Annotated in this window: 18 protein-coding genes and 1 tRNA gene; 13 read left to right on the top strand and 6 right to left on the bottom strand. The window is 61.9% G+C overall.

Translation table 11 applies throughout. The annotated features are described in order from the left end of the window. A partial coding sequence (locus tag VFZ66_14920; protein ID HEX6290478.1) for a phosphoribosyltransferase family protein occupies positions 1-573 on the top strand: 573 nt, incomplete at its 5' end. A 133-nt stretch (positions 574-706) separates the two neighbouring features. On the opposite strand, the gene VFZ66_14915 is transcribed toward VFZ66_14920, so the two are convergent. From VFZ66_14915 to VFZ66_14890, 6 genes are all read right to left on the bottom strand, one after another. Next, on the bottom strand, positions 707-2101 hold the full coding sequence (locus VFZ66_14915; protein HEX6290477.1) for a S41 family peptidase: 1395 nt from the start codon (positions 2099-2101) through the stop codon (positions 707-709). 160 nt (positions 2102-2261) lie between these two features. Further along, positions 2262-3086, bottom strand: coding sequence for an RsmE family RNA methyltransferase (locus VFZ66_14910; GenBank protein ID HEX6290476.1), 825 nt, complete (start codon positions 3084-3086; stop codon positions 2262-2264). Positions 3087-3232: 146 nt separating this feature from the next. Then, entirely contained in the window at positions 3233-4222 is a 990-nt protein-coding gene (locus VFZ66_14905; GenBank protein HEX6290475.1) for a 50S ribosomal protein L11 methyltransferase, read from the bottom strand. A gap of 121 nt (positions 4223-4343) precedes the next feature. After that, on the bottom strand, positions 4344-5756 hold the full coding sequence (cysS, locus tag VFZ66_14900; protein ID HEX6290474.1) for a cysteine--tRNA ligase: 1413 nt from the start codon (positions 5754-5756) through the stop codon (positions 4344-4346). Between the two features lie 135 nt (positions 5757-5891). Then, positions 5892-6653, bottom strand: coding sequence for a serine O-acetyltransferase EpsC (gene epsC / locus VFZ66_14895; protein HEX6290473.1), 762 nt, complete (start codon positions 6651-6653; stop codon positions 5892-5894). Between the two features lie 197 nt (positions 6654-6850). Then, positions 6851-7156, bottom strand: coding sequence for an FmdB family zinc ribbon protein (locus VFZ66_14890; GenBank protein ID HEX6290472.1), 306 nt, complete (start codon positions 7154-7156; stop codon positions 6851-6853). 469 nt (positions 7157-7625) lie between these two features. On the opposite strand from VFZ66_14890, the gene VFZ66_14885 reads away from it, so the two are divergent. The 12 genes from VFZ66_14885 to VFZ66_14830 all read left to right on the top strand — a co-directional run. Then, a complete protein-coding gene (locus VFZ66_14885) occupies positions 7626-8507 on the top strand; it encodes a hypothetical protein (protein HEX6290471.1) in 882 nt (293 codons plus the stop codon). 547 nt (positions 8508-9054) lie between these two features. Further along, positions 9055-10875: a peptide ABC transporter substrate-binding protein gene (locus VFZ66_14880; GenBank protein ID HEX6290470.1), complete on the top strand. Its 1821-nt coding sequence runs from the start codon at positions 9055-9057 to the stop codon at positions 10873-10875. Positions 10876-10997: 122 nt separating this feature from the next. Further along, on the top strand, positions 10998-12002 hold the full coding sequence (locus tag VFZ66_14875; GenBank protein ID HEX6290469.1) for an ABC transporter permease: 1005 nt from the start codon (positions 10998-11000) through the stop codon (positions 12000-12002). Positions 12003-12119: 117 nt separating this feature from the next. Further along, on the top strand, positions 12120-13106 hold the full coding sequence (locus tag VFZ66_14870; protein ID HEX6290468.1) for an ABC transporter permease: 987 nt from the start codon (positions 12120-12122) through the stop codon (positions 13104-13106). Positions 13107-13164: 58 nt separating this feature from the next. Then, complete coding sequence (locus VFZ66_14865) at positions 13165-14208, top strand: ABC transporter ATP-binding protein (protein HEX6290467.1); 1044 nt, start codon at positions 13165-13167, stop codon at positions 14206-14208. Between the two features lie 135 nt (positions 14209-14343). Beyond that, positions 14344-15414, top strand: a complete 1071-nt coding sequence (locus VFZ66_14860) for a dipeptide ABC transporter ATP-binding protein (GenBank protein HEX6290466.1) — start codon at positions 14344-14346, stop codon at positions 15412-15414. Positions 15415-15655: 241 nt separating this feature from the next. Beyond that, positions 15656-18730: an SMC family ATPase gene (locus tag VFZ66_14855; GenBank protein ID HEX6290465.1), complete on the top strand. Its 3075-nt coding sequence runs from the start codon at positions 15656-15658 to the stop codon at positions 18728-18730. Positions 18731-18864: 134 nt separating this feature from the next. Then, positions 18865-18949 (top strand) — tRNA-Leu (locus VFZ66_14850). 139 nt (positions 18950-19088) lie between these two features. After that, positions 19089-20747, top strand: coding sequence for a trigger factor (locus VFZ66_14845; GenBank protein ID HEX6290464.1), 1659 nt, complete (start codon positions 19089-19091; stop codon positions 20745-20747). Between the two features lie 68 nt (positions 20748-20815). Next, the gene (locus VFZ66_14840; GenBank protein HEX6290463.1) at positions 20816-21457 is read left to right on the top strand and encodes an ATP-dependent Clp protease proteolytic subunit; all 642 of its coding nucleotides are present in this window, start codon (positions 20816-20818) and stop codon (positions 21455-21457) included. An 84-nt stretch (positions 21458-21541) separates the two neighbouring features. Next, positions 21542-22828, top strand: coding sequence for an ATP-dependent Clp protease ATP-binding subunit ClpX (clpX, locus tag VFZ66_14835; protein HEX6290462.1), 1287 nt, complete (start codon positions 21542-21544; stop codon positions 22826-22828). 62 nt (positions 22829-22890) lie between these two features. Then, positions 22891-23564 (top strand): response regulator transcription factor (locus VFZ66_14830; protein HEX6290461.1); only part of this gene is annotated, 674 nt, incomplete at its 3' end.

The raw sequence follows: 23564 nt of genomic DNA, 5'->3' as shown, positions 1-23564 counted from the left end.
TGCGCCGCGTGCCGCGCGACCTGCCGCTTCGTTCCCGACGCGGACAATCGTGAGCAGCACCGGCGGCTGGGTAGCCCGTTTCTGCTTTCGACCGCTGGCGCGTACGTCTTCGAGGGCGCGCTCCGCGAAGCTATCCATAAGCTCAAGTATAACCGCAGCCAGCGCATGGCCGTGCCGCTCGGCGATATGCTTCACGACTACCTCGCGCGGCATCCGATCGCCGTAGATGCGATCGTGCCGGTGCCGCTGCACCCCGATCGCCTGCGGATGCGCGGCTATAACCAGGCGGCGCTGCTGGCCCACCGGCTGGCGCAGCGCTCCGGTCTGATGCTCTGCTCGGATCAGCTTGCGCGCGTGCGCCGCACCTCGCAGCAGGCCGATCTGAACCGGGTCGAGCGCCGCGAGAACGTGCGCGATGCCTTCGGCTGGCAATCGAAGACGCCGCCGCCCCGTCGTATCCTGCTGCTCGACGATGTGCTGACGACCGGCGCGACGGTCGAGGCGGCGGCCCAGGCGCTTCACGCCGCCGGAGCGCGCGAGGTCCATGCCCTGGCGCTGGCGCGCGGGCTGTGATCCATGCATGGCCGATCTGCGATCGACAAAAGACCGGTATTAACGCCGAAGCTCATTCCGATAAAGACCGGTATTAACGCCGAAGCTCATTCCATATCGGAATGAGCTTCGACACGTTTGGTCGCGATACGCTTTAGGGTGCTGAGGTTGCCTCCGGCTGTGCCGTCTCAGCCGGGGCAGCCGTCGCATCCGCCCCTGGCGTAGGCGTGGGCAGCGGGAACGATGGCCGCTCCTGGGAATCCAGCACCTTCAGCGCCCACCAGAGCTGCGAGTCCTTGACCGATTCGGGATCGGTCGGGCGGCCCGGCGGGAAGGTGATCAGATATTGATCGTCCTGCAAGAAGGGCACGTAATGATCGGGCTCGATGCCCTTTTTGTGAATCTCGGTGCCGTTGGGCGTTAGCCAGTGAGCGATCGTTATGCGCGCGGATGAGCCGTCGCTCAGCGGCTCGATCGACTGGACCGAGCCTTTGCCGAAGGTCTTTTCGCCCAGCAGCGTGGCCCGCTGGTGGTCGCGCAGCGCGCCCGCGACGATCTCGGAGGCGCTGGCCGAGCCGCTGTTGACCAGCACGACCATTGGAATATCCAGCGCGTCGGCTGCGCCGCTATTGCGAATAATCTCCATCTCCGACGTTTTGCCGTCGCTGAACTCTTCTTTGAGCGCCATGCCGTCGGGCACGAAGCGTCCGAGCATCTCACGGGCACTTTCGAGCAAGCCGCCGGGATTGTTGCGCAGATCCAGGATCAGGCCCGCCGGTTTTTGCGCCAGAGCCTTGTTCAGCACCTTATCAAGCTCGCCGGTCGTCGTCTCTTTGAACTCGCTGACCTGCACATAGGCGATATTGCCGTCGAGCAGATACGAGCGGACGCTGATCAGCGGCACGGCATCGCGTACGATCGACACCTCAAGTGTTTCGTTGGTCGCGGCGCGGACGATCGTCAGCTTGACGGTCGTGCCTTTCGGCCCTCGGATGAAGGTCGCGGCTTTACGGGCGGCCTCGGTTGAGGAAAGCCCTTCGACGATCGGTGCCATATCGCGGTCGTCAACCTTGATGATCTGATCGCCAGCCAGCAGCCCGGCTTTTTCGGCGGGCGACTCCTCGATCGGCGAGAGGATCAGCAGCTTGTTGTCCCTGAATTCGAGATACGCCCCGATGCCCTCGACCTCGCCCGACATCCGCTCGCGCGTCTGCTCCGTAGCGCGTGGCTCCTCGAAGAAGGTATAGTCGTCTTCGAGCGATTTCAGCATCCCTTCGATCGCGCCGTAGGTCATTTTACCGTAGTCGAGCGGCTCGGTGTGATAGAACTTGCTATCAACCAGGCTCCAGACTTCCCAGAATACCCGAAAGTCGTCCTTGACCTCGGCTGGGGTGGTGCCCTGTGCCGTGCTGGCCGATCCTGCGGCTGCGACCAGCGGCAAGCTACTACCCCATCGGAGCGCCACAGTAACACCGCCGATGAAGGCGAGCAGCGCGATAAAACTCGATACAAGCGCTCCGACGAGAACCGCGCGAGATGTTCGTACCATGCCCTACTCCTAAAAAACTACAGGATCGAGGGTTTGCCAGCGTATTATACCGAGCAAGCCCTTAATCCCGTTGTCGTTGCGTGTATGCGATGCGTTTCAAATTTCGAGTTTCAAGTTTCAAGTTCCAAGTTTCCCTTTGTTCTTGGTTCTCGGTTCTCGGTCAGTCCAGATCGCCGCAGCTAAACAGCATCGCGGCGGCGGCGGCGATCGGCGCGGTTTCGGCGCGTAGCGTGCGCGGCCCCAGCGAGGCCAGGCTCAGCCGGTACATCACTGCCGTCGCCAGCTCGCTCTCGGTAAAGCCGCCCTCAGGGCCGCTCAGCAGCGCGATCGAGAAGGGCGTTTCGTTGGCCCACGGCCCAGGCTCGCCCTGCTGCAACAGCGACCGCAGGCTGTGCGCGCCGCTGCCTTCCCACAGGAGAAACGCCCGCGAGCGCCGGGCGGCATGATCGCAGGCGGTATCGAAGAGCATCGCGGGCAGTAGCTTGGGTAGCTTGGCACGGCGGGATTGCTCGGCGGCCTCGCGCACGATTCGCTCCCAGCGCTCCAGCTTGGCCGCGCCAATGTCGGCAATATCGTCGATCACGCTGCGCTGGCAGACCACCGGCACGAACGCGCTCACGCCTAGCTCGGTGCCTTTTTGCAGCACCCACTCGAAGCGCTCGCCGCGCAGCAGCGCTACGTACAGCGCGAGCTTAAGCTGCGGCTCGGTTTCGGCCAGTGTTTTGCGCTCGATCGCGCCGCCAACGCTGTCGCGGCTTACATGCTCCAGCGCGACCACGTATTCCCAGCCGCTGTTGTCCAGCAGGGTGATCCGATCGCCCGCGTTCAGTCGCAGCACGTTGCTGAGCTGGTGCGTCAGCGACGGCTCCTCGATCTGTGCGGTACGTCCGTGCAGCACGTCGGGCGAGACAAAAAAACGGTAGGTGTTGCTCTCGGCCTGCTGCCGACGACGCGGCTCGGCGTGATGTTGACGGCGCTTTGCCATGACGACTGTTGACCTCTGCGCTCAAAGCTTCAAGTTTCGAGGTTTTCCCTTGTTCTTTTGTTCGTATACGGCAGGAGGGGCAAAATAGTGGGGCCACCCAGGCTCAGAGGGCACCCGCCCCGCCTGCGCTGCGCTCGGTTCTTCGGCTAGCTCCGCCGGTGGACCAGCGCCACCCAATCGCCTTCTTGCAGCCGCTCGACCGCTTGCAGACCTGCGGCGGTGAACGCTTCCGTCACATCCGCCTCGCGATCGGCGATAATCCCCGATGTCACCAGCAGACCGCCCGGCTTCAAGGCTCGGTAGAGATGCGGCGCGAGCAGCACATGCACGTTCGCCAGAATATTCGCGACGATCAGGTCGAACTCCGCGTCTGGCTCGAAGGCCACCGGCCCCGCTGCGCGGCTGGGCGCGCTGCGCTGCTTAACGGCCCAATCGCTGCCGAGCCAGTGCCCTAGCTCCGCTCCCGGCCCCAGGCTACCCTCGACGGTAGTGACGAGCGCCTCGACGGAGTTGCGCTGCACGTTCTCATGGGTCGCCTGCACGGCGATCGGATCATTGTCGATCGCCAGCACGGGCTGCGCGCCCGCTCTGGCTGCCGCAATCGCCAGAATGCCCGATCCGCAGCCGAGATCCAGCGTGCGCGCGTCTGGCCGGACGTAGCGTTCAAGCAACTGCAAGCAAAGCTGCGTCGTCGGGTGCAGCCCCGTGCCGAAGGCCATGCCCGGATCGAGGTTGAGCACCAGATCGCCGGGCTGTGCGGTGTATTCCAGCCACGACGGCACGATCACAAAGCGCTCGCCGATGCGCCGGATCGGATAGTGCGCCTTCCAGGCGTTCGCCCAGTCTTCCTCTTCCAGCCGCCTGACCAGTAGCTCGCCGACCGGACGCATCATGCCCAGCGCCCACAGTCCTTGCTCAAGCTTGGCGCGCGCATCCTCGGCGTGCTCGTCAAGCGGAATGTAGGTGCGCACTACCACGGGCCGCGACGTATCGATCGTGTATTCGGGGCCGTCCGGCGAGCCGATAAACGGCTGATCGATCGCCACGCCCCGGTTATAGCCCACCTGCGCGAACAGCTCCGTCACCGATTCGATCGCCTCTTGTTCGATTTCGACACTTAGCTCAAGCCAGCTCATGCTTTCGTTCCAAGTTCCAAGTTTCGAGTTCCAAGTTCAGAGTTGTCCATTTGTTCTTTGTGCGCCGGGTGCCATGCCCTAATGGCACCCGCATGGCGCCCGGTTCGTTGTTCTTTGTTCTCTACCGCCCCCAGCGCCAGGTGGTGCCTTGTGGCGAGTCTTCAAGGATCACGCCAAGCGCGGCTAGCTCGTTACGCACCTGATCGGCCAGCGCGTACTGCTTGGCTTTGCGCAGATCGGCGCGAGTCTTGATCAGCAGCTCGATGAACGGCCCGGCCTCTTCGTCGCCGCGCGCCTGCGCCTCAAGCTGCAAGCCCAGCGCTCCGGCCAGCTTGCGGAAGGTAGCCTGCGCCTGCTCGAAGGGCACACCGCCAATACCCCCATCGCGCGCGGTGTTGATCGCACGGACCATCTCGAAGAGCGCCGCAGTTGCGCCCGCGCCGTTGAAATCGTTGTCCATCGCCGCTTCAAAGTTGCGCTGCGCCTCGTCAATGGCAGCTTCGAGCGCTGTCACCGCAGGGCCGTCGGAGGCGGCTCCGGTCGCGGGCCGCAGCGCGCTCATCAGCCGCTCCAGCTTGCGCTCGTTCTCGGCGACTACTCCGGCGTCGTACATCAGCGGCGCGCGATACGGCGACGCCAGCACCATCAGCCGCAGTACATCGGCGGGATGCTCGGCCAGAAAATCGTCGATCGTCACCAGATTGCCAAGCGACTTCGACATCTTCTCCATCTCGCCGCTCGCCGAGCGCATTTGCAGCATACCGTTGTGAACCCAGTAGCGCGCGAAGACCTGCTCTGTCGCGCACTCGCTCTGCGCGATCTCGTTCTCGTGATGCGGGAAGATCAGATCGTTGCCGCCGCCGTGAATGTCGATGCTCGGCCCCAGCTCTTTCAAGATCATCGCCGAGCACTCGATATGCCAGCCAGGACGGCCCGGACCCCACGGGCTATCCCAGGCGGGCTCGCCGGGCTTGACCGCCTTCCAGAGCGCAAAGTCAAGCGGATCGTCCTTGCGCTCGTCGGGCGCGATCCGCGCTCCCGAACGCATCGCGTCGACGCTGCGGTGCGACAGCTTGCCGTACTCCTCGTCGGTACGCACGCGGAAGTAGACATCGCCGCCTGCCGCGTAAGCATGGCCGCGCTCGATCAGCGTGCCGATCAGCGTGATAATCTCGCTCATCGTCGTCGTGGCGCGGGGATAGGCGGTCGCGGGCAGCAGATTCAGGTCGGGCACGTGCCGATGCCACTCGTCGATATACTCCTGAGCCAGCGCGATCGGATCGCGCCGCTCGGCGTTGGCGCGGTTGATGATTTTGTCGTCGACGTCGGTAAAATTCTGCACATGCACGACCTCGTAGCCGCGATATTCAAGGTAGCGCCGGATAATATCGAAGACCAGCGCCGACATTGCGTGTCCGATATGCGCTTTATCATAGACCGTCGGGCCGCAGACATACATCTTGACCCGGTTCGGCTCCAGGGTTTCAAACGGTTCGAGCGTGCCCGTGAGCGTGTTATAGACTTGAATCGGCATATCATCCTCTTGTTAGCGCAGAATCAAGGGACCTGTTCAGGAAAACGTTCATGCGATTCTACAGCCGAGAAGGGAGTGTTTGGGGGCATTCTCCCCCAATCCTTTGTTCCTTTGTTCCCTTGTTCGTTTGTTCGTTTATATGCCCCAGCCCGGCCCACCATCGTAATCGTCGCCGTTGCCGTTGAGCGTGGCAAACAATGATTCGGGCATGTCGTGGAATTCGCGGTGATGAGCATGGTGCCCTTCGAGCTCGCCTTCCAGCTCCACGATCCGGCCTTCCAGCTCCAAAATTTTGTCGTGAAGCGATTTGAGCATGATCCCCTCAGGATCGGGTAGCTGCTCAACCCGGCGCGTCGCTCCAGTCTCCGGGTCGCGGGTGGCGACGATCCGCGCGGGCACGCCGACGGCTGTCGCGTGCGACGGCACATCTTTGACGACGACCGCGCCGCCGCCCACACGGGCACCATCGCTGATCGTGATCGCGCCCAGCACCGACGCGCCCACGCCCACGACGACATGGTTGCCGAGCGTTGGATGGCGCTTGCCGCGCTGCTTGCCGGTGCCGCCCAGCGTCACGCCCTGATACAGCGTGACATAATCGCCGATCTCGGTCGTCTCGCCGATCACCACGCCCATGCCGTGATCGATGAAAAAGCCCCGCCCGATCGTCGCGCCCGGATGGATCTCGATGCCGGTAAGAAACCGCGCGATCTGTGACAGCAGGCGTGGCAGAAACGGCACGCCGCGCCGCCAGAGACGGTGCGCCAGCCGATACACGATGATCGCTTGCAGGCCCGGAGAGAGCACCACCTCGAAGAGGCTGTGCGCCGCAGGATCGTTGCGCAGAATCGCGCGCACGTCTTCGCGTAATATCGAATATGCAGATGTGATGGACATACAGAAGCCTCCCAATAGGGCAGAACCGGCGACACTGACACGGCGCTGCGCTTAACGCAGAAACGGGGTGCCGCACATACGACACCCCGAACGACACGTGCAGCTAAAACTCCGCCGCTGCTTGCTCCGGGAGGCTGCGATTAAGCTTGGGTTATCAACAATCCAATCCACAGGCTCACAACACCAGTTTAGACCGATTAAGCCGCATCGCTGGCAGGGGCGGATGCCGTATTGCTTTTGCTCTCGGTCGTCTTGCTCTCAGTCGTCTTCTCGCCGTTCGTAACGGCTGTGCTCTCGCCGTTGCCGGCACTACCGCCGGACCCGGATCGTTTATAGTCTGTGATATGCCAGCCCGATCCTTTAAACACGATCCCTGCTGGCTGGAAAATCCGACGAACATTCTTGGCACAGCGTGGACAAGTGCGGATTGGCTCGTCAGAGAACTTTTGAAACTGCTCGAATTGATGCCCGCACGCATCACAGCCATACACGTAGGTCGGCATAGTGTGCTCAGCCCTCCAGATCGATGAATCTTGACATGTGTATCATATTGTACCGCGCCTCCCGTAGAATGCCAATCACTATCTTGCACGAATCGGCGGGGCAAACGAACAGCAGAGAACCACGAACCAAACAGAAGAGCAGAGAACAAACGGGCAGATCCGAACTCGAAACGTTGAACTACGAGCCCTCAACTCGCGATGCGGCATGAGGCTTGTGGCATACCACCTGCTAAGCAAACAGCGCTATCAATGGACGGCTGGCTACACCTCTAGCCGTGCCTCAATACATGATCCGCATCGGCAGATTGATTGAACCGGATTGTGTTGCAGGTGGTGATAGGTGTATCGGATGCTACGTTAACATCAAAGGCGATGTGACGTTGTTGGCTTGAGACGCTAGCGATATACCTCTACACCGTAGCATGGCCGTCGTACAGCAACGTTGGAGCATTTCGTAGGAGTAACTTCATTGATAGGTAAAGGAACCCACGCGCTGAGCACGTCGCTGTTGCTTGCGCGTTTGGGCAAGGTGGCACTGACGCCACCCAGCGAGCGGCAACTCGTCGAGCGGCTGCTCGCCGCCGGAAGCGACATCGGCTGTCGCTCAACCGATCTGGTCAAGGCGATCTATGTTGGTCTGAAGTTACATGTCCGTGTCTGTGTCTGCGGCCCGGCGCGCGATCGAACCATGGCGCTCTTCGAGGCGCTGGTGACAACGATCGTCGGTCCCGGCACCGATCAGACATTACATTTGCACGGCCCAATCGGCGGCGACGAGGTGGCACAGCGCTTTGCGGCTATTCGTCTGGGCGACTTCGTCAGCACGGTGCTTGAGCCGGTTGAGCAGGGCAAGGCCTGGTTTATTTTGATCGATACGCCCGGCGATCCGACGATCACGTTGCGCTGGGTCGAGCGCGAGGTTGCGGCGACGCTCCGCGCCAACGATCGCTGTGGACATTCGCTGCCGGCCAATCTGTTTATCCTGGTGGCCGCCGGTGAATGGCCTGCCCAGGCTGAGCGCTGCTGGCTGTCGCTGGCTGCTCCTGCCTGGGATAGCGGATATCAGACGCATGTCGCGCCGACGGTGCCGCCGGTAGGCTATCAGCGGCAGTTGCTCGAAAGCCAGCTGACCGGGCAGACGTACCGGCGGCGGCTGCGCGGATCGCGCGCGGGTCTTTCGTCGCCGCCCGACGTGGCAGGGCTTGCGCCACAGATCGTCAGGCGCTGGCTGGCGGCAAGCGTCGACGACCAGCAGCACGGCATATGGGTCGATGCCGACCCGGTGGCGAATGCGCGCAGCGCGATCGCGGCACTGGAAGCATTGCACGGAGCACATGCGTGCCCGGCATGAGCCAGCAGGTGAAACTCAGTATCTAGGCTATGGGCTGGAGCAACGGCTGTATTTGACAGTCACTACGGCCCATGCTACTATCGTGCCCCAATCATAGCGTATTGCGGCCCGAATGAGTTGAGTTGGTGTATGAGACGATTGCGACCAGCTAATAACCGGGCAGTTGTACAAGATGCCCCCACCCCCTACGATGACTTAGGCTTTCTTTTGCGTCGTACATCCGTATCCGACTCAAGTGATTCGATTGCCTCTGAGCGCTGGAACCGCCTTGCGCAGCGCATCGTAGCCTACCACCAACTACAAGCGCTGATCGCGCACATGTCTCTTCAAGGATCTGAGGTGCGTCGCTCAGCGCTGCTTCTGCGGGCATGGTCAACCCTGACCGCGCCAATCGCATGACTCATGTGTGCTACCAGCTTATGTCTCGCCTTGCGAGACGGAAAGGAGGCTAAATCGCTCGGTCATTTGTGAGTGTATCAGCAGCACAAATGACGGTTTGTTCGCTGTGATGTGTCCAACACCCATCGTATGAAGGAGCAGAGTATTCATGAATCTGCTAGGCTGGAAGAAAACATACACCTTGCTACTGCTCGTAGCATTGATCCTGCCAATTCTCGCTGCGTGCGGCGGCACCGCTGGTACGGGCGCTAGCCCAAGCCCGGCAGCATCGGCATCGCCTGCCGCATCGGCATCGCCCGCCGCATCTCCATCGCCCGCTGCCTCCCCCTCAGAATCGCCAGCCGCGTCGCCCGCAGAGTCGCCGGCTGCCTCCCCCTCAGCATCGCCTGCCGGTGGAGCTGGTGACAATGTTCTGCGCATCGGCCTGACAACCTGGCCCGACACGCTCGATCCGCAGAAGGCCTCTTTCTCGCAGGAGATTGCCAACCTGAGCCTGATGTATGAGGGCCTGACCGGTCTGAGCAAAGATCTGGAGACGGTTCCGGCGGCGGCAGAGAAGTGGGAGTACAACGACGACGCGACGCTGATTACCTTTACCCTGCGCTCCGGCCTCAAGTATAGCGACGGCTCGCCGCTGACCGCGCAGGACTTCGTCAACGCCGTGTACCGCACGCTCGATCCGAACCTGCCAGGCGACTATCAGACCTCGATCGCGATGATCGAGGGCGCTGAGGATATTATCGCCACCGAAGTACCGACCGGCACCGACTCGCTCCCGGCCAAGTTCGAGGCCCTGGGCGTACAGGCCGTGGACGAGCAGACTATCACCTTCAAGCTGACCCAGCCGACGCCGTACTTCCACACGCTGATGAGCCTGTGGGTGATGTACCCGGCGAAGGATGATCTGGTCAAGCAGGGCGGCGCGCAGTGGTACGAAACCGCCGCCAACCATATCGGCAACGGCCCGTTCAAGGTGACAAAGATCGAGCGCGGCGATAACCTGATCGAGTACGAGGCCAACGAGAACTACTGGCAGGGCCGTCCGAAGCTCGATGGCGTTCAGATCCGCTTCATCGACGACCTGGCCGTGGCGCTGCAAGCGTACAAGAACGGCGAGATCGACATGATGGAGCCCGATCCGAACGACGCGCCTTCGCTGCGCAGCGACCCGGTGCTGAGCAAGGAGTTCCAGGAGTATGCCGGCTCTTGTACGTTCGTGCTCGCGTTCAACCTGACGAAGGCACCGTTCGATGATCCGAAGGTGCGCCAGGCATTCGCCTATGCCTTCGACCGCGAAACCTTTATCCGCGACGCGCTCCAGGATACGGAAGTGCAGACCCTGACCTGGATTCCGCCGGGATACCCTGGGCACAAGGAAGGCGAGACTCGCTTCGGCTTCGATGTCGAGAAGGCGAAGGCCATGCTGGCGGAGGCTGGCTTCCCCGAAGGCCAGGGCTTCCCCGAAGTTAAGGTCAGCTACCCCAGCAACAACCCGGCGACTCAGCCGCGCGTCGAGTACGTCATCCAGATGCTTCAGACCAACCTGGGCGTGACGCTCGTGCCGGAGCCGGTTGAGAACACAACACTGACCAACCTGCGCAAGGACGTTTCGACCTATCCGCAGATGCTCTATCGCGGCGGCTGGTGCGCGGACTATCCCGATCCGCAGAACTGGCTGAGCGTGTACTGGCACTCGCGCAGCAACTTCGCGCGCAACATCGGCTACAAGAACGAGAAGCTCGACGCGCTGCTCGACCAGGCCGACGTTGAGACGGATGAGACGAAGCGCTTCGATCTGTACGCACAGGCCCAGGAGATCGTGATCGAAGACCAGGGCGAGGTGATGTTGAGCAACAACAAGAACACCTATCTGGTCAAACCGTACGTCAAGGGCCTTGACTTCACGCCGCAGGACTCGGCGTTCCCTGGTCAGGAGACTGGCCTGATCAACGTGACGATCGAGCGATAACGCATGGTTGGGCGGCGCTGGAGACTCTCATCTTGCAGGTGAGGATCGTCAGCGTCTAGATGTAGCGACCGGGTTCGTCGAATGAGGTTCGCGAGCCCGGTCGATGCACGAGGAAGATCGAGATGATCCGTTTTATTATTCGTCGTCTTCTTTGGATGATCCCGGTGCTCTTTTTTGTTGCGCTGGTCACATTTTTCTTGATGCACCAGGCGCCCGGCGGCCCGTTCGACCGGGAAGACAAGAACGTTGATCCGGCGACGCTGAGAGCGCTCAACTCCCGCTTCGGCCTGGATAAGCCGCAGTATATCAATACCGGAGCCGTGAATGCGCTCTGGGATCAGGGCGTGCGAAACCCGCTGAGCCTTGGTCGCGCGTTTGTCGATAGCCAGTTTGGCAACTATATGATCAACGCTATCCAGGGCGATCTGGGGCCGTCCTACCGCCAGCGCGGCAAGGATGTTCAGGATATTCTGCGCGCGCAGTGGCCCTACTCGATACGGCTGGGCCTGTTTGCGCTGGCGTTCGCGGTGATCGTCGGCGTGCCGCTGGGCGTGATCGCGGCGCTCCGGCAAAACACGATCATCGACTATATCAGCCTCTTCTTTGCCACGGTCGGCGTGTCGCTGCCGACGTTTATCACCGGCCTGCTGGTGATCATCATCTTCGGCACCACGCTCAAGTGGATTAACATCGTCGGCAACGACTGGAACTCGATGAAGTCGTACATCGCGCCGGGGCTGGTGCTCGGTATGCTGACCATGTCGTTCATCACGCGCATTACGCGCACGACGATGCTTGAAGTCAAGCGGCAGGATTATATTCGTACGGCGCGGGCCAAGGGCCTGGCCGAGAATGCCGTGATCGTTCGGCACATGCTGCGCAACGCGCTGATCCCGGTGGTGACGTTGCTCGGCCCCGCGCTGGTGGGCCTGATCACCGGATCGGTGATTACCGAAGGCATCTTTAGCATTCCCGGCATCGGCGGCTACTTCGTCGAGTCGATCAGCAGCCGCGATTACTCGATGATCATGGGCACGACGCTGATCTTTGCCACGTTGACAGTGCTGGCGAATCTTTTGGTTGACCTGAGCTATGGCTTTCTCGATCCGCGTATTCGTAACCAGTAGAGCCGTTTTGAAGGCAGGATTATTGATAGGATCATAACCCGCATTGGATCTCGAATGGCCCGTAGAGCGCGTAGCGTACACGTTGCGTCATTCGCAATTCGTGGTTGAGGTAGAACTATGGCAACAACAGCTTCTCGAACTGCGATGGGACAGGAAGATCGTACGCTCTTAGCACGAGCGCCTCGTAGCCTGTGGAGTGATGCACGGCGGCGCTTGCTGCGCAACAAAGCGGCGGTCGCAGGGATTATCTATATTTTGTTGCTGGGGGGGGTCGCGGTGGCAGCGCCGCTGCTTGCTCCGCACTCGCCGCTCAAAATCTTTCCCGGCAACTCCTACCGACAGGCAGCCTGGATTCAGACCGATCAGCCCCGAACGAGCGGCACCTGGGATCATCCGCTGGGCACCGATGCGATTGGACGCGATGTGCTCAGCCGTCTGATCTACGGCACGCGCACCTCGCTGGTCGTCGGCTTTATTCCGATGGCGCTGACGCTGCTGATCGGCACGACGATCGGCCTGATCGCGGGCTACACCGGAGGCTGGGTCGATACGCTCTTGATGCGGATCGCCGATATTGTCTTCTCCTTTCCTTCGCTGCTGTTCTTTATCATTGTTATGGCAGCGCTCAAAGATACGGGGATTGGTAAAGTCTGGAACGGCTTTTTGATCTTGTTCATGGCGCTCTCGTTCATCGAGTGGGTCGGCGTGTCGCGGCTGGTGCGCGGGCAGATTCTGTCGCTCAAGGAGAAGGAATTCGTCGAGTCGGCGCGGGCGATCGGCGTGCGCAACCACAATATTCTGCTGCGGCACCTGCTGCCGAACTCGCTCGGCCCGATCATCGTCGCGGGCGCGTTTATCGTCCCCGGCGCGATCATCACCGAGGCCGTGCTCTCGTATCTGGGCATCGGGCTGCGTCCAGCCACCAAAGCGGGTGCGATGTTCCCGGTTAGCTGGGGCAACATGATCCTCGACGGCAAGGGCGCGATTCTGGCGCAGCCGTGGCTGATGATCGCCCCTGCGATTGCGATTGCGTCGATTACCCTGGCGTTTACCTTCCTGGGTGATGGCCTGCGCGATGCGCTCGATCCACGCCAAAATCAATAGCTCTGCGCATTGGGCATAGCGCAATAGTGTTGCTGGCTTCTACTGTTTTGGAGTTTGTATGCCACCTCTTTTGGAAGTAAAAGACCTGCGCACGCACTTCTACACGCAAGACGGCGTTGTAAAGGCGGTGGACGGCGTATCGTTCTACGTCGATAAGGGCGAGACGCTGGGGATCGTCGGCGAGTCCGGGTCGGGCAAGTCGGTGACATCGCTGTCGATCATGCGGCTGATCCCAACCCCGCCCGGCAAGATCGCGGGTGGGCAGATCTTGTTCGACGGCGACGATCTGCTCAAGTACTCTGAGGATGAGATGCGGCACATTCGCGGTAAAGATATCGCGATGATCTTTCAGGACCCAATGACCTCGCTCAATCCGGTGCTGACGATTGGCCGCCAGATCACCGAGTCGCTGGAGCTGCACATGAAGATGACCGGCAAGGAGGCGCGCAATCGCGCCGCCGAGTTGCTGGCGATGGTCGGTATTCCGTCGCCGGAGAAGCGCCTTGACGATTATCCGCACCAGTTTTCGGGCGGTATGCGCCAGCGCGTGATGATCGCGATGGCGCTCTCGTGCAATCCGCAACTGCTGATCGCCGACGAGCCGACGACCGCGCTGGATGTGACGATCCAGGCGCAGATTCTGGAGCTGATCGGCAAGCTGCAAGAAGAGCTGGGCATGGCGGTGATCATCATCACGCACGACCTGGGCGTGGTCGCGGGCATGGCCGACCGGGTCAATGTGATGTACGCCGGGCGGCTGATCGAGGAAGGCCCGACCGAGCAGATCTTTGCCGATCCGCGCATGCCCTACACGATCGGCCTGCTTCAGTCGATTCCGCGCCTGGATGAGCAGCGCGGCCATAAGCTCGATCCGATCCGTGGCCTGCCGCCGGACCTGATCAACCTGCCGCCGGTCTGTCCGTTCTCGCCGCGCTGCGACTATGTGCAGGATGCCTGCTACCAGCAGGTGCCGCCGCTGCGTCCGGTCGCCGCCAATCAGCGGGCTGCCTGCCTGTTCGATATTCACGCTCCCTGGCTCGGCGGGCAAAACGGCGAGGGCGCGGCCCAGGTTCGACGCCAGACGGTTGAAGAAGCAACCTAACGTCTGCGGCATTGCGCGTCGTGCTGCACCGTATGCGGATGCTGCGTAGTGACGGCGACGATCCGTGCTAGAATAGGCGACGATCTTTTTTCGATGCGTCCCCACCTCTGATCAACTGCTAGAAGGATAGAGTGGATGAGCAACGCGCAACAGAATGGCGACACGCTGCTCGACGTGCGTGACCTGAAAATGTACTTCCCGATCACGCGCGGCATCGTTTTCCAGCGTCAGGTTGGAGCCGTCAAAGCGGTTGACGGTATCAGTATGACGATCAAGCGCGGCGAGACGCTGGGCTTGGTGGGCGAGTCCGGCTGCGGCAAGTCTACCGCCGGTCGCGCAATTCTGCAACTGTACAAGCCCACCGCAGGCGAAGTGATTTTCAACGGTCGTGACCTGACGAAGCTCAACAGCAACGAGATGCGCCGCACCCGGCGCGATGTGCAGATGATCTTCCAAGATCCGTACGCCTCGTTGAATCCGCGCATGACGGTCGGCGACATCGTCGGCGAGCCGATCCGAGTGCATGGCCTGCGCAAGGGCTCCAAAGCGGTCCGCGATCGGGTCCAGGAGCTGCTGCAACTGGTTGGCCTCAATCCCTATTTCGTCAACCGCTACCCGCACGAGTTCTCCGGCGGCCAGCGTCAGCGCATCGGCATTGCCCGCGCGCTCGCGGTCGAGCCCGATTTCGTGGTCTGCGACGAGCCGGTGTCGGCGCTCGACGTGTCGATCCAGGCGCAGGTGATCAACCTGCTGGAAGACCTGCAAGATCAGCTCGGACTGACCTACCTGTTCATCGCGCACGGCCTGAGCGTAGTGAAGCACATCAGCGACCGCGTGGCGGTGATGTACCTGGGCCGGATCGTCGAGCTGGCCGATAGCGTCGAGCTGTATCGCCAGCCGCTCCATCCGTACACCCAGGCGCTTCTGTCGGCAGTGCCGATCCCCGATCCGGTGATCGAGAAGAAACGCCAGCGCATTATTTTGCAGGGCGACGTGCCCAGCCCGATCAATCCGCCGCCAGGCTGCCGCTTCCATACGCGCTGCCCGATCGCGATCGACAAGTGCCGCGTCGAAGATCCGCCGTTTGTCGATTACGGCGGCGGGCACTTTGCCGCCTGCTGGCGCGCGCGCGAGGTCAATGAGCTGCTGCCGAACCAGGCGGCGGAGGCCGATGTGGCGCATAAGACCGGCGCGCCGGTGGCGTAGAACCGAGCGCAGGGCGGGTGCCAGGCCCAAGCTGGTGCCCTCTAGGCGGCGATTGGGGTGAGGGCCGCAACGCAAAGCTCAGAACGTTGAACTCGTAACTCAAAACCAGAGCCAGGGGTCGCGCAAGACGATCCCTGGTTTTTTATCTGGAGCGTAGCGCGGGACGAGTCGGGCGAATTTGTTATAATGCTCTTCGCAAGCCTGTTCTACTGATACCGCTGTATGTCGCTAAGGAACGCCGATGATTCCCGAAAAGCTCCAGTTGCGCAATTTTATGTGCTACGGCGAGGATGTTCCGCCGCTGCAATTTGCCGGGCTGCATGTCGCCTGTCTCTCCGGCCAGAACGGCGCGGGAAAGTCGGCTCTGCTCGACGCGCTGACTTGGTCGCTGTGGGGCAAGGCACGCGCCAAGAGCGACGACGATCTGATTACGCTGGGGCGCGAGGAGATGGAGGTGGCGCTTGAGTTCTTGCTCGACAACCAGATCTATCGGGTGATTCGGCGGCGGAAGCGCGGCAAGCGGGCAGGCTCGACGACGCTTGATTTTCAGATCCGCGAGCGCGATACTACCTGGCGCAGGCTGTCGGGCGATACGATCGCCGAGACGCAGGCCGCGATCAACCGCGTGCTGCGCATCGAGTACGATACCTTTATCAACTCGGCGTTTCTGATCCAGGGCCGCGCCGACGAGTTCACCGGACGCAAGCCCGCCGAGCGCAAGCAGGTGCTGGCCGATATTCTGGGCCTGTCGGAGTACGAGGAGCTGGAGCGACGGGCCAAGGATGCCATCAACGAGCGCACCAAAGATCTGGATCTGGTCCAAAGCCATATCATGCGGCTGCAAGCGGAGGCCGAGCAGCAGCCGGTGCTTGAGCAGCAGCGCGACGAGGCGCAGGAGCGCGTGGCGGCGATCCAGGAGGAGCTTCACGATCACGAGGCCGGTACGCAGGAGCTACGCGAGCAGGCGTCGCGCCTGCGCGAGGCCAGCGCGCGGCGCGACGCGCTGGCTCAGTCGCTCGCTCAGGGCGAGCAGGCGCAGCGCGAGCTATACGGCGGGATTGCCCGCTTGCAGAACGAGATCGCCGTATTCGAGGCGGTGATCGCGCGGCGCGACGCGATCGAGCAGGGCTGCGAGCATCTGCACGCGGCGCAGGCGGCACTGGAAGAGATGGATCGTCGTCGTGAAGAGGCCTATCGGCTCAAGGAAGAGTTCAACCAGTGGCAGCGCCAGCTCGACGCGCTGCGCCATCAGCTTGAGCTGGAGCAGCGCAGCGCCCAGGAGCAGCTAGCGCGGCTGGATGCGCAGCTAGCGCGACGCTCGACGGCGCTCGCCGATCGCGAGGGCTTGACCAGGCAGCTTGTCGAGCTGAGCGCGCTGCAAGCCACGCTCGCGCAGTTGAAAGCCGACGAAAGCCGCCTGATCGAGCAGCAGGCGATGCTGCTTGAGCTTCAGGTGCGGGCGAAGGAGCTGCAAGGCATTGTCAACGTGCAGCGCGACTCGCTGATTGGGGTGCAGCAGGAGCAGCAGCGCCGCGAGGCCGAGCTTAGCGAGCAGGCCGCTGCCTTGCCCGATCTCGATCGAGCGCTGCGTGAGGTGCGCAGTGAGCTGGCGGCGTTTCAAGCCCGTGAGGATGAGCTAGTCACTCGTCGCGACGATCTGGCGGCGGCGCTTCAGCGCCAGGGTGAGCTTCAGTCGGACTACAAGGCGGTCGAGGCAGAGGGCAAAGAGATCGGCAATAAGCTGCAGCTGATCGAGCAGGGCGAGGGCACCTGCCCGGTCTGTGACAGCGCGCTCGGCAATGCCGGTCTGGTGCGGATCGTCGAGCAATACCACGAGCGCCGGGATGCTCTGCGTCAGCAGATCGTTGATCTGCGGCGTGAGACACGCGAGAACGATGCGCTGGTCGCGGAGCAGCGCGCGGCGATTGAGCAGTTGGAGCAGTTTCTTGCTCTCCGCTCCCAGGCCGAGGCGCGCCGCGCCAAGCTGGAATTGCAGCAGGCCCAGGCCACCGAGGCGCGGGCAAAGCTGGCCGATGTGCGCGAGACGCTGCGCACCGTCGAGGTGCAGTTGGAGCAGCGCGCGTATGCCCAGGCCGAGCAGCGCGAGCTAGACAATCTCGAAGCGCAGCTTGCGCTGCTGGGCGACCTGACGACGATCAAACGGCAGCTCGCGCAGCTTCGCGCCGAGGTTGCGACGACCGAGCGCCAGATCGCGGAGGCTAGCCAGATTCAACAGCAGGTCGCCCTGCTGGACGCCGAGCTTGCGGCGATTGCCGAGGCGGAGGCGCAGCGTCCCGCCGTGCTCGCACGCCACGAGTCGATCTGCGACCAGCTGGAGCATGAGGCGTATGGCGAGGAGGAGCGCCGCGCCCGTGAGGCCGTCCGCGCCGAGGGGCAGGCGCTCGGCTACAGCAAAGAAGCGCACGCCGTGCTGCGCAGCGAAGTCGACGAGCTGAAGCGCTGGGAGCGCGAGGCGCTGGATCTGGAGCGGGCGCTGGCCTCGGTCGAGCGGAGCCGCGAGTATCTACGCCGCGACGAAGAGCAGTGTGCGCGCGTCGCGGCGGATCTGGCCGAAAAACGCCAGCAGATCGCGCTGCTGAACCAACAACTGCACGATCAGGCGCGAATCGAGCTGGCGCTGCGCGATGCCGATACCCACAGCCGTATGTTGCAGACTCAGCTTCAGATCGCGCAGCGGGCGCTCGGCAGCGCGGAAGAGCTGCTGCGCGTATGCCAGAAGAGCGCCCTTCTGCTGGTCGAGCAGCGCGCCCACGCTTCGGTGCTGGCCGATGAGCGTGCCGTGTACGATGAGCTGGCGCAGGCGTTCGGCAAGAAAGGCGTTCAGGCCATGCTGATCGAGACGGCGATCCCTGAGCTTGAGCAGGAGGCGAACAAGCTGCTGAGCCGCATGACCGATAACCAGTTTCATCTGGCGTTCGAGACGCAGCGCGATACCAAAAAGGGCGATAGTACGATCGAGACGCTTGACATTCGGATCTCGGATAGCCTTGGCACGCGCGATTACCAGATGTACAGCGGCGGCGAGGCCTTCCGCGTAAATTTTGCGATTCGCATCGCCCTGTCGAAGCTGCTCGCGCGGCGCGCAGGCGCGAATCTCAAGACGCTGATCATCGATGAGGGATTTGGAACGCAGGACGGCAAAGGCCGCGATCGAGTGGTGGAGGCGATCAACGCTATCGCCGACGACTTCGATTGCATTCTGGTGATCACGCATATTCAGGAGCTTAAAGATATGTTCCCGACGCAGATCGAGATCACCAAAACGGCACACGGCTCGACATGGTCAGTGAGCTAGTGCGCCGCGAGCCGGGGTGAGGGCCTGACGCAGAACCACGAACCGAGAACCAGGCGCTGGAGCCTCGAAACGTTGAGCTTTGGACTCCTGGAGGTTGCGCGGGCGGGCGGCTTTTGATATACTGCAAGCCGTACGGGGACGTGGCGAAATTGGCAGACGCGCTAGACTTAGGATCTAGTGTCGCAAGACGTGAGAGTTCGAGTCTCTCCGTCCCCACCAGAGAACGCTTGCTACCAGTCTAGCAAGCGTTTAGCATTTAATGGAATTGCAATGCTGCGATAGAAGTCTCAAATGCGTATGTTATAATGCCGCCAGCATGCGCATATCGTACAACTATGGTTAGGAGTAAGTTGAGGCTGTGAAAGTTACAACTGAGCATTTACCCAAAAGTTTGATCGCGCTGGATATTGAGCTAGAGCCGCAGCAGGTGCAGAAGGGCCTGGAAAAGGCCGCCCGCAAGCTGTCGCAGCAGTATCGTATTCCTGGCTTTCGCCCAGGCAAGGCCCCGCGCCAGATCGTTGAAAACTACTTTGGTCGTGAGCGGCTGCTCGAAGAGGCGACCGATGACCTGATCCAGAAAACGTTTCCCGAAGCGCTCAAGCAAGAGCAGATCGTGCCCGTTGGGCGGCCTACGCTCGAAAAAGTCGAGCAGCAGCCGTTCCGCTATCGGGTGACGGTGCCTGTCGAGCCGACGATCGAGCTGGTTGATTACAGCGGCTATCAGATGCCGTACGCGCCGGAAGAAGTCAGCGATGAGACGGTCCAGAAATTGCTCGACGCGCAGCGTGAGCAGCATGTCGTGCTCAAGGAGCTGGAAGAGCCGCGTCCCGCTCAGCCCGGCGATATGGTGACAGTCATCATCTCGCAGGACGACGATGACGACGATGATGACGACGATGACGATGATGACGACGACGAGGAGTTTGATACGACCGTCGAACTCGAAGAAGACATCGACATCGACGCCAGCGACGACGATGACGACGATGACGACGATGACGACGATGACGACGATGACGACGACGAGGAAGAAGGCCAGGAGCAGCAGCTCGCGCTCGTCGAAGGGCGGATTCGGCCCGAAATCTACGAGACGCTGATCGGCGCTGTGCCCGGCGAGACTCGCATCGTCACGATGCGCTACGGCGAGGACGAGGAAGAAGAGGCGCTGCGCGGGCGCGAAGTCACCTATACAATGAGTGTCAAGAACGTTCAGGAGCGGCTGCTGCCAGAGTGGGACGAGCTGCCGACGCTCGCCGAGTTCGAGGGTGATTTTGAAGCGCTACGTGCCAATGCGCGCGAGCGGCTGGAGCGCGCCGCCGAGGAGAAGGCTCGCCGCGAGGTGATCGACGGATTCTTGAGCCGACTCTCGGAAGAAACGTCGTTCGAGATCCCCGAAGCGATGGTTGTGGACCGGGCGGAGGAGCTGTTCCACCAGCAGGTCGCTGAGTTCCAGCGCTACGGCATCGATGAGGAGCAGTTCCTCAAGCTGAGCAACAAAACCCACGATGAGGCGGTCGCTCAGTTCGTGTCTCAGGCCGAGCCTGATGTGCGTCGCTCCCTGATCGTGCGCGAGTTTCTCAAGCGCGAGGCGCTGACGCTCAACGATGCGGAGCTTGCCGCCGAGACGCAGCGCTTCCTGGAAGAATTTGGCCCTGATCGGCGCGACGAGGTTGCCAAGCTGCTCAACGAGCCGAACATGCGCCAGATGATCGCGTCGTCGGCGCTCGATCGTAAGCTCCGCGACCGCATCGTTGAGATCGCGACCGGCCAGCAGCCGCGAGCGACTGAAGGCGCAGGCCCGACGGAGACACCGGAGACGCCCGCGCCCACGGTCGAGAGCGATCTGGCAACTGGCGGCGCCGAGCGCGGCAGCGTCTTTGCAGATCCCGGCCCGTCGGCGGACGAGATCGAGGGTACGAGCTCGGTGGAGCAGGCCACCGTCGCTGACTACGGCCAGCGCGACACATCTGATGAGTCCGGTCCTGACGCCGGACCAAGCCGTTCGAGCGAGGCTTAAGATGGTATGATCAGGGAAGAAGTACATCTGTTACTTCTTCCCGGTCATCATCCTAAAGGAGGGGCAATATGGACTGGAAATCACCACAAGCGGTGGTTCCCTACGTTGTGGAAAACACCAGCCGAGGCGAGCGTGTGTACGACATCTACTCGCGCCTGCTGAAGGAGCGCATCATCCTGCTGGGCACGCCGATCGAAGATCAGATTGCGAACGTGATTGTCGCGCAGCTTCTATTCCTGGCGAGCGACGATCCCGATCGGGACATCAGTCTCTACATCAACAGCCCTGGCGGCTCGATCACGGCGGGTCTGGCGATCTACGATACCATGCAGATGATTAGCTGCGATGTCGCGACCTATTGCGTCGGTATGGCTGGCTCGATGGCGACGCCGATTCTGGCCGGTGGCGCGAAAGGCAAGCGCTTCTCGCTGCCGCACTCGACGGTCCATATGCATCCGGCTGGCATCGGACGGATTGGCGGCTACGCGCCCGACGTCGAGATCCAGGCGCGCGAGCTGCTGCGTTTGCAGACCACGATCCGCGAGTTGCTCGCCAAGGATACCGGCCAGCCGCTGGATCGGATCTCGCGCGATTTCGATCGCGACTTGTACATGGACCCGCATCAGGCCAAGGAGTACGGCATCATCGACGAGGTGCTGGAGGTCGGCGCGGGAGTACCGCAAACCACAGAAAACAGTCCGTCGCTGTAGAGGCAATCGCACGGGGGGGTGGCACGCCGCGCCCCCGCGCTGGCCCTTTGTTTTTACTTTACGCTCCACGTTGAGGAAGTTTCAATGGCGCGAACCCGGAGCGGCCAACCGGCCTATGTCTGCTCATTCTGTACGCGCGGCCAGGACGAGGTCCAGCGGCTGATCGCCGGTCCTGGCGGTGTTTTCATCTGTGACGAATGCGTTGCGCTCTGTACGCAGATTATCGCCGAAGAGCGGGCAGCCAAACCGGCTCCCAGCCCCGTCAAGCTAGGCCGTGTGCCAGCGCCCGCGCGGATTCGTGAGCAGCTCGATCAGTATGTGATCGGCCAGGAGCGCGCGAAAAAGGTGCTGTCGGTTGCCGTCTATAACCATTACAAGCGCGTACAGGCCGGTATCGAGGTCGACGGCGTTGAGCTGCAAAAGTCGAACATTTTGCTGCTCGGCCCCACCGGCTGCGGCAAGACGCTGCTGGCCGAGACGTTAGCGAAGATTTTAGATGTGCCCTTCGCTATCGCCGATGCGACCGCGCTGACCGAGGCGGGCTATGTCGGCGAGGATGTCGAGACGATCCTGCTGCGGCTGATTCAGGCCGCCGATGGGAACGTCGAGCGGGCGCAGCTTGGTATTATCTATCTCGACGAGATCGATAAGATTACACGCAAGGCCGATAATCCGTCGATCACCCGCGATGTTTCGGGCGAGGGCGTGCAGCAGGCGCTGCTGAAGATCATGGAAGGCTGCATCGCGCACGTGCCGCCGGTGCCGGGTCGCAAGCATCCTCAGCAAGAGTATATTCCCTTCGATACCAAGAACGTGCTGTTCATTTGCGGCGGCGCATTCGAGGGCCTGGACCGCTTTGTCGCCAAGCGGGTCGGAGCCAATCGACGGCTTGGATTTGGGCAGGGCAAGGAGGCGAAAGAGGTTCGCGAGCGCGAGATCTCCAAGCTGCTGGCCCAGACGACGCCGGATGATCTGCTGCGCTACGGGCTGATCCCAGAGTTTATCGGGCGCTTGCCGGTGATGGTGTCGCTGGACGCGCTGGATAGCTCCGCGCTGCTGCGGATTTTGACGGAGCCGCGCAACGCAGTGATCAAGCAGTATCAGAAGATGCTGTCGCTCGATCGCGTCGATCTGGAAGTGACGCCGGATGCGCTTGAGGCCATCGCCGATAAGGCGTTGCAAGTCGGCACCGGCGCGCGGGCGCTGCGCTCGATCGTCGAGACGCTGCTGCTGGATGTGATGTACGAGCTGCCGTCGCGCGATAATGTTGCCCGCTGTATCATCAACGGCGAGGTCGTGCGTGGCCGGGGCCATCCGATCCTCGTGCCGCGATCCGATGGTATTCGGCGAATCCTTGACGAAGCGGTCTAGCCGCGAGCTGTGCCTGCCGGGCCGCTGGCTGGCTTCGGCGGCGCTGCTGGCTCTCGAAGCTTATGCGCCTACTACGTAAAACCCGTCCAACCAACGATCCTAAACAACAGCGCCGGATTCTCGTCGCCGACGACGATCCTTCGATCGCGCAGTTGGTGCAGGCTGCCCTGCGCGACCCACGCTATGAGGTGGTTGCGGCGGCGAATGGCCTTCAGGCGATTACGAGCTTCAAGCAAGGCCGCTTCGATCTGGTGATCCTCGATGTGATGATGCCCTATGTCGACGGCTTCGAGGCCTGCCAGCGCATCCGCGAAACCTCGGATGTGCCGATCGTGATTCTGACCTCACGCGACGGCATCGACGATGTGGTGCATGGCTTCGAGCTCGGCGCGGACGATTACATTACCAAGCCCTTTAAGATCGCAGAGCTGCTGGCGCGAGTCGAGGCGATTCTGCGCCGCGTCGAGGGCCAGCACGAGCGTCTCGCGCCGCCGGTCTTGGATGTCGCCGGTCTGCATATCGACAAGCCCCGGCACTACGTCGAGCTGAATCACCGCCCGGTCACGCTCACGCCGATGGAGTTCGAGCTGCTCTACTTCCTGGCCGCGAACGTGGGACAGGTTTTCGACCGCGAGACGCTCTTCCGTGAGGTGTGGGGCTATGAGTACGTCGGCGAGACGAATCTGGTCGACGTGTGCGTGCGTCGACTACGCGAAAAGATCGAGGATGAGCCGTC

Source organism: Herpetosiphonaceae bacterium, from assembly GCA_036374795.1.
In the GTDB taxonomy this organism is placed as follows: domain Bacteria; phylum Chloroflexota; class Chloroflexia; order Chloroflexales; family Kallotenuaceae; genus LB3-1.
The sequence above is the reverse complement of the archived record's forward strand: the minus strand, read 5'-3'. Positions and strand labels throughout refer to the sequence as shown.

Coding starts and splice junctions, on each gene's coding strand:
- VFZ66_14915 (HEX6290477.1), bottom strand. CDS start 2,101: ATGGTACGAACATCTCGCGCGGTTCTCGTCGGAGCGCTTGTATCGAGT.
- VFZ66_14910 (HEX6290476.1), bottom strand. CDS start 3,086: ATGGCAAAGCGCCGTCAACATCACGCCGAGCCGCGTCGTCGGCAGCAG.
- VFZ66_14905 (HEX6290475.1), bottom strand. CDS start 4,222: ATGAGCTGGCTTGAGCTAAGTGTCGAAATCGAACAAGAGGCGATCGAA.
- cysS (HEX6290474.1), bottom strand. CDS start 5,756: ATGCCGATTCAAGTCTATAACACGCTCACGGGCACGCTCGAACCGTTT.
- epsC (HEX6290473.1), bottom strand. CDS start 6,653: ATGTCCATCACATCTGCATATTCGATATTACGCGAAGACGTGCGCGCG.
- VFZ66_14890 (HEX6290472.1), bottom strand. CDS start 7,156: ATGCCGACCTACGTGTATGGCTGTGATGCGTGCGGGCATCAATTCGAG.
- VFZ66_14880 (HEX6290470.1), top strand. CDS start 9,055: ATGAATCTGCTAGGCTGGAAGAAAACATACACCTTGCTACTGCTCGTA.
- VFZ66_14875 (HEX6290469.1), top strand. CDS start 10,998: ATGATCCGTTTTATTATTCGTCGTCTTCTTTGGATGATCCCGGTGCTC.
- VFZ66_14870 (HEX6290468.1), top strand. CDS start 12,120: ATGGCAACAACAGCTTCTCGAACTGCGATGGGACAGGAAGATCGTACG.
- VFZ66_14865 (HEX6290467.1), top strand. CDS start 13,165: ATGCCACCTCTTTTGGAAGTAAAAGACCTGCGCACGCACTTCTACACG.
- VFZ66_14860 (HEX6290466.1), top strand. CDS start 14,344: ATGAGCAACGCGCAACAGAATGGCGACACGCTGCTCGACGTGCGTGAC.
- VFZ66_14855 (HEX6290465.1), top strand. CDS start 15,656: ATGATTCCCGAAAAGCTCCAGTTGCGCAATTTTATGTGCTACGGCGAG.
- VFZ66_14840 (HEX6290463.1), top strand. CDS start 20,816: ATGGACTGGAAATCACCACAAGCGGTGGTTCCCTACGTTGTGGAAAAC.
- clpX (HEX6290462.1), top strand. CDS start 21,542: ATGGCGCGAACCCGGAGCGGCCAACCGGCCTATGTCTGCTCATTCTGT.